This is a genomic window from Acidiphilium cryptum JF-5, from assembly GCF_000016725.1.
Lineage (GTDB): Bacteria > Pseudomonadota > Alphaproteobacteria > Acetobacterales > Acetobacteraceae > Acidiphilium > Acidiphilium multivorum.
On sequence record NC_009473.1, the window covers coordinates 1 to 5,629 of the forward strand.

The window sequence follows — 5,629 nt, forward strand, 5'->3', positions numbered from 1 at the left end:
TAATAGGGTTCCAATTCTTCAGCTTTTTGCTGATGCTCCAAGTTAAGGCGAAGTGTGATCGACCAAGGTTCGGTCATATGGTCGTAGGCGAGGATTCCTACGGGTTTCGCGGAAAAGCCATCCGCCATCGAAATTTTTTTCTGGAGGTCAACATGCATCAGCATGTTTTAAATCCAGCGATGGTGCGTAGTTTGGCTGAATTGATATACGCAATCGCTGTATTGTTGAAAGCCGTATGGCCAAAAGGGTTTAATTAACAATAACTTCTGGGTCATGAAACAATTTTATCATGGCCCAGTTTTTTTATTGATATTAGATATTTCTATTGGCAATTCGATTTCTAGGTCTGAATTATAATGGAAAGAGGGGAATTTATAATTTTTGCTAAATTTTATTATATCATTGTCAATAATTTTTGATCCGCTACTTTTGTATATTTTTACTTTTTCGGCATGACCGAGATTGTTTATTTCTAATGAAATAATTGGTGATATCTTTTTAATATGATATTTTTCAAAATCATTTATAATATCTGATTTATAAATAGACTTCTTAAATGATGACATCCAAATTTTTTCGTAACTTAAAGCGGAATTTTTATTCCAAACTTTATGCCGACCGATCGACATAATATTATATCCTACAAATATAACAATAATAGAAAACATAATAATAATTGCCGTATACCAAAGCACTGGATAAAGATAATAAAATAAAATAGATAAAGCTAAAGCCGGAATCCATCCTATTATAATTCCTATTAAAAATCCAAATAAATGTATAGATAATACGTATGTTGAAATGAATATTAAAATTGAAATTATAAATAGTAATAAATCTAACATCATATTATTCGAAAAGAGATTTTCTTGAAAAATCTATGATGCCGAATATTTTCATGCCGCATATGGAATTGCCGGTAGTGTTGCCCGTGATCGCACACCCAGCACTTCGATCCCGACTAGGTGTCCGATCTCGTCCATATCCAGCAGGATGCCAGGCTCCAGTTCCCTGGTCTCGGCAATCGTCGCTCCCTTAGGGGCGAACCGGACATAGAGCGCATCCGCCTCGGGATCATAGCTGGTCGTGATCACGGTCTGGCTCCTCGATCAAAACTCTCTACGATCCTGTGCGCCGTGCCAGATGCGAAGGACTTCAGCGTTCTGGCCGACAATTCGATAAACGATAATGTAGGGCCAAATCACGGTCAGTTCCCTCGTCCCTGAAACCAAGCCGGGCCGCCCACGCTCAGGTAGATACTCAAGCCGATCACAGGCCGCTACGAGCTGCACCGCGATGCGAGTGGCTGCGGCAGGGTTTTCCCGGCCGATGTGGTGGCGAATATGGACAAGATCATTGATAGCCTCAGCCGTGAAGATTACCGGCATTTAGGTTCGGACAGCTCGTTTTCAGTTCCCCAGGAAAGCAGCCATTTCCGAGCTTCCTCGTAGGGTACGGTGCGCCCGGAGTCCGCAGCCGCAATCCCTTTTTTGACGGCTTCAACGAAAGCTTCCGTATCAGGATCATCTGGCATGGATACAGGGTTCGGGATCATTCAGCGGACTCCTCTTGGTGGAGGTGAGTACTACGCGCTGGCAAGTCATGTTCTAGTCCATCAAATGGTGGTTGAGATGGCGGAGGCTCGCCATTACCAGACGGGAGTTGGCGTTCACCTGGTAGCAATGTTGGAATTTGCCTTAGAGGATCTTGGCTGATCTCTTCCTGTTCGTCGGAACGAGCCAAAACTTCGGCTGAGAACCTAGCGTAGCGGAGCTTGTCGCGCTCTTGCGTCCAAGCAACTCGGCTATTGATGACTATGGCATTGGCGGCACCTTTGCCGCCTATCTGAATAACCTCAATCCAACGTTCGCTACGGAGATCAGCGATTGCCCGACGAACGGTTGCGACCGACATCCCGCTAATCGAGGCTAGGGTCGCCCACGACGCCACCACAGCATCACTATGACCCATTTGAGCAACGAGATAGTGCATCAATGCGGCTGCTCGAGGTTTGCTGACGGAAAGCCGCCCCCAAGCTTCATGGGAAGCTCGATCGGTCTGAATCCATCTTGGAGGGGAGTTGGCGTTCTGAGTGAGCAACCCCCTGCTCATATGTGCACCATTCGTTTGCACTGGAGTATTCATATGAATCACTCGTGATCGATACGGGTGATTCATATATGATCACATCTGATCCATACAAATCAACCCTGCTCACCTAAGTGAGCAGGGGGCTGCTCACTTAGGTGAGCAGCCCCCCCTTTGTAACATATTGATTTAATTGGAAATTTTTTCGCCCCCTCTCTATGATCTTAGGACTGGGGCTCCCCCTCATTTTTGTCGTCCCGGTAGTCCACAGGGAACGAGGGCCGCGAGCCGCCCGAAGGGAGGCGAAGCGAGCGGCCCGAACTTCCCTGTGGGCCCACCGGGGCGACGGGCACTACGCACGCGCGAGCGCGCGAGGCTGCGAAGTTGGGAAGGGGGTGCGGGGGAAACCAGATGCGGCAAATCGCGATGCGATTTGACCATGAAAGGCGGCCCTGACGGGCCGCGCTAGGGGAAGGTAAGGGCTGGCGCGGGCGCGATGCGCCCTCCGGGTCTCCCGCTCTGCGCTCGACCCGCGCCACGAGGTCAGGGGCAACGGGACGGTAAGCAAAAGCGGCATTGGAGACGAAGCGGCGAGGATGGCCGTGAAACCCCGTCAGACGGGCGTACACGGGTTTTTTGGGTTTGGTGCTGTTTTGGGGTGTCAGGACATAAAACCCGTTCTACGGCCTTCTGCCGGGCCGGAATGCCCATTCCGGATCAATAGCCGCGTGGAATGACCAGCTTGATATTCCCCTTGGTGGTTACCCAACCGCTGTGCTGGTCACTGCTGGCCTCGAAGCAGAGATGACCGCCGCAGGTCTCCCACTTCACCCGCGCGCCCTTGGCCTTGAGTGCCTTGAGGTTGGCCCGTTCGGTCTGGACCTCGGCCCGCAGGGCAATGACCTTGGTATGGAGGCGGTGGAATTTGTGTCGTTCCCACCAGATCGAGGCGAGACTGCCGCTCACCACCAGCACAACGGCCAGCGCCAGGACGGCGACTGAGCGCAGATTGAGCCAGCGTGTCGCGGTGCGGACCTCGGCAACCTGCTCGACGGCGCTGGACGCTGCCTGAGCGGTGTCCGAGGCGGCCTTCTGGATCTCCTTCACGGCCTCGCTGGCGCCGTCCAGAGCGGTCTTGATGCTGCTCACGGCCTTGGTGGCGGCCTGATCGACGGAGCGGGTGAGGGCGTCCGGATTGGCGGCCTTCACGGACTCGGTGCATTTGGCGACCTCGGCGGCGAGGGCATCCAGAGCGTCTACGATGGGGTTGCCGGTTGCCATGCTACATCTCGATCCCCCGGCCGCGTTCCCGGCCCTGGTCCGGTGTGCGTTGCTGCTGGCGTTGCTGGTTCTCGTGCTCGCGGGTTTTGAGGATTTTCTCGGCGGCTCGCATGTCCAGCATCTGGGTGGCGCGTTGCATGTCCGGGCTGGTGGTTGCGGCGATCAGGGCGGAGGGCAGGGGCAGAGCCTGTCTGAGCACGCTGGCGAGGCCGGGGAGGCGTTCGCGCATGGTCTGCATGAGGTTTGAGCCGGCCTGGCGGACCTGTTCCCAGGAGCGGCTCATGGTGCGGAGCATGCCGCGATCCTGCCTGACCTGCATGGCGTCCCGGAGGGCGTAAGCCCGCGTGCCGCGTCCCTGGCGTGCCATCTGCATGGCGACGGGGCCGATCTTGGGTTCCGGGGCGCGGTCCAGTTCCATGGCTCTGGCGGCTGCCCTGATGCGGTCGGGTTCGGGCTGGGCGGGGTTCTCAGCGGCTGCGAGGGCGGCCTGGCGCTGATCGGCGAGGGAGCGGTGATCGACCCGTTCGGGGCTTCTGACGCGCTCGAGCGCCCGATTGCAGTGGGTAGCCCACCGTTCGCGGATGGCCTCGATGCCGGGTGGCTTGTCGAGGCTGTAGTCCTTGCCCTTGGCGAAGTTGCCGTTCTCGAGGGGGCGGGTGGTGAGCATGATGTGGGCGTGAGGCTGTGTCTCGCCGTCCTGAGCCTTGGGGGCGTGGATGGCGATATCGGCAACCAGCCCCTTGCTGGCGAACTCAGCGCGGGCGAACTCGCGGACCAGGCTGGCCTGTTCGGCGGTGTTCAGTTCGCGTGGGAGGGCAACCAGCACTTCCTTGGCGGTGCGGGCATCCTTGCGCTTCTCGGCGGCATCGGCGGCATTCCACAGGCGTTCGCGGTCGTGGACCCATTCGGGTGCGGCCTCTGGTGCGACGATCTCGGAGAGTTCGACGTCGCCCTTGTGGGTGTAGGCATGGTCGAGTTCCTGACGCTGGTCGTGCAGGCGGGTACGATGCCGATAGGCGGCAGCGGCGACGCAGGATCGACCCTGACCCCGGCTGATATTCTTGATCTCGCAACGGTAGATTGCCACAGATCGGCCTCGACGAATGAGGAAATCAGGTTAAGCTATTTTGGCGGTTTGAACAACCACGAAAGGATTGAGTGCGCGGTTACGTGTTGCTGCGCAACACCCGCGGCAATCCTGGGGGCGTTGCCCCCGCCCTGCGGGCGCCCCCCACCAATGGGCTTGCGCGCCCCTTGGAACCCCGACTAGTTTTTGTGTCATGGCAAAGCGGACGGACGACGAAATCCTTGCTGATCTCACCGCGAAGCAGCGTGAGATCGAGACGCGGATCAATGCGGTGAAGGCGCGCTCGAAAGAACGCGCCCGCAAGGAGGAGACCCGCCGCAAGGTGCTGGTTGGCGCGGTCATCCTTGCGGAAGCGGAGCGGTCTGAGGCCGCGAAGCAACGGCTCCAAGCCCTGCTCGACAAGCATCTTGTACGCCCTATCGATCGCGAGGTGTTCGGGCTACCGCCCCGGCCAGACCAGTCTGGCCAGGCGGCTACGTCCAGCGACTCAACAGCCCGCCCTGACGATGCCGACTGAGTCTCAATCGGCCCTGAACCATAGCCGGCTCAAACCATGACATGTCATGGTTTGAGCGTGACATGTCATGGTTGCCTTGCCATGATATGTCATGGCTAAGAATAGCAGGGACGGGAATCGAGAGCGCGCCGCCCGGCGCCGGGCGGCTCTCGCCGAGCGTGGTATCAGGCCCATTCAGGTGCTGGCACCGGACGCGGCTCATCCTTTGATCCGTCAGGCTGCGGCCCTCATGACCCGCGACGATGCCCCCCTGGAACCACGGGCGGCGCTGCGTCGGGCTGGCGGGGCGAATGAGCCTGAGCCCGGTGAGGCATCGCCCGGCCTGGCTGCGGAACTGGAAGCTGCCAAAGCCAGGATCACGGAAATCGAGCGTCAGGCAGAGGCGCAGAGGGTCATGGCGGACGACGCCGCAGAGCGTCAGAGGCGGGCGCTAGAGGTTGAGCAGGAGAAGGCGCGCGCGAGCGCAGAGGAGGCCCAGAAGGCCGCCAGATCCGCCCAGGTAGCCGAAGGGCGGGCGGCAGAGGCGCTACGGCGCGCGGAGAAGGCGGAAGCCACCATACGGCAGGCCAAGGCTCTACCGGGCCTCAAAGGCCGGCTTGTGCGCCTTCTGGCCGGCGAGGTGCTGAAGTGGCCTGATTGACGGCCTCCACCATCGA

8 protein-coding genes are annotated in these 5,629 nt (G+C 57.5%); 2 read left to right on the top strand and 6 right to left on the bottom strand.

From position 1 onward, the window contains the following. Positions 1-287: 287 nt before the first annotated feature. The 6 genes from ACRY_RS19560 to mobQ all read right to left on the bottom strand — a co-directional run bounded on the left by ACRY_RS19560 (position 288) and on the right by mobQ (position 4,456). The gene (locus tag ACRY_RS19560) at positions 288-845 is read right to left on the bottom strand and encodes a hypothetical protein (protein WP_138919296.1); all 558 of its coding nucleotides are present in this window, start codon (positions 843-845) and stop codon (positions 288-290) included. Between the two features lie 51 nt (positions 846-896). Beyond that, positions 897-1,094 carry a DUF2283 domain-containing protein gene (locus ACRY_RS02380; RefSeq protein ID WP_007425138.1) on the bottom strand — a complete coding sequence of 66 codons (198 nt, stop codon included), beginning with the start codon at positions 1,092-1,094 and terminating at the stop codon, positions 897-899. A gap of 15 nt (positions 1,095-1,109) precedes the next feature. Beyond that, complete coding sequence (locus ACRY_RS18825) at positions 1,110-1,388, bottom strand: type II toxin-antitoxin system RelE/ParE family toxin (protein ID WP_081432858.1); 279 nt, start codon at positions 1,386-1,388, stop codon at positions 1,110-1,112. After that, on the bottom strand, positions 1,379-1,555 hold the full coding sequence (locus ACRY_RS18830) for a CopG family transcriptional regulator (protein ID WP_081432859.1): 177 nt from the start codon (positions 1,553-1,555) through the stop codon (positions 1,379-1,381). The genes ACRY_RS18825 and ACRY_RS18830 overlap by 10 nt, the downstream gene beginning before the upstream one ends. 1,250 nt (positions 1,556-2,805) lie before the next feature. Beyond that, the gene (locus tag ACRY_RS02390; RefSeq protein WP_011930882.1) at positions 2,806-3,369 is read right to left on the bottom strand and encodes a hypothetical protein; all 564 of its coding nucleotides are present in this window, start codon (positions 3,367-3,369) and stop codon (positions 2,806-2,808) included. 1 nt (position 3,370) lies between these two features. Next, positions 3,371-4,456: a MobQ family relaxase gene (gene mobQ / locus ACRY_RS02395; RefSeq protein WP_011930883.1), complete on the bottom strand. Its 1,086-nt coding sequence runs from the start codon at positions 4,454-4,456 to the stop codon at positions 3,371-3,373. 193 nt (positions 4,457-4,649) lie between these two features. Here mobQ and ACRY_RS02400 point away from each other — a divergent pair, with 193 nt between their 5' ends. Together ACRY_RS02400 and ACRY_RS02405 are read left to right on the top strand one after the other, a co-directional pair. After that, complete coding sequence (locus ACRY_RS02400; protein ID WP_007425140.1) at positions 4,650-4,973, top strand: hypothetical protein; 324 nt, start codon at positions 4,650-4,652, stop codon at positions 4,971-4,973. Positions 4,974-5,202: 229 nt separating this feature from the next. Continuing rightward, positions 5,203-5,613: a hypothetical protein gene (locus tag ACRY_RS02405; RefSeq protein ID WP_007425139.1), complete on the top strand. Its 411-nt coding sequence runs from the start codon at positions 5,203-5,205 to the stop codon at positions 5,611-5,613. The last annotated feature ends 16 nt before the right edge of the window (positions 5,614-5,629 follow it).

What these genes read in the sequence shown, in the direction of transcription:
- ACRY_RS19560 (WP_138919296.1), bottom strand. Translation starts at nt 845, where the DNA reads ATGTTAGATTTATTACTATTTATAATTTCAATTTTAATATTCATTTCA.
- ACRY_RS18825 (WP_081432858.1), bottom strand. Translation starts at nt 1,388, where the DNA reads ATGCCGGTAATCTTCACGGCTGAGGCTATCAATGATCTTGTCCATATT.
- ACRY_RS18830 (WP_081432859.1), bottom strand. Translation starts at nt 1,555, where the DNA reads ATGATCCCGAACCCTGTATCCATGCCAGATGATCCTGATACGGAAGCT.
- ACRY_RS02390 (WP_011930882.1), bottom strand. Translation starts at nt 3,369, where the DNA reads ATGGCAACCGGCAACCCCATCGTAGACGCTCTGGATGCCCTCGCCGCC.
- ACRY_RS02400 (WP_007425140.1), top strand. Translation starts at nt 4,650, where the DNA reads ATGGCAAAGCGGACGGACGACGAAATCCTTGCTGATCTCACCGCGAAG.
- ACRY_RS02405 (WP_007425139.1), top strand. Translation starts at nt 5,203, where the DNA reads ATGACCCGCGACGATGCCCCCCTGGAACCACGGGCGGCGCTGCGTCGG.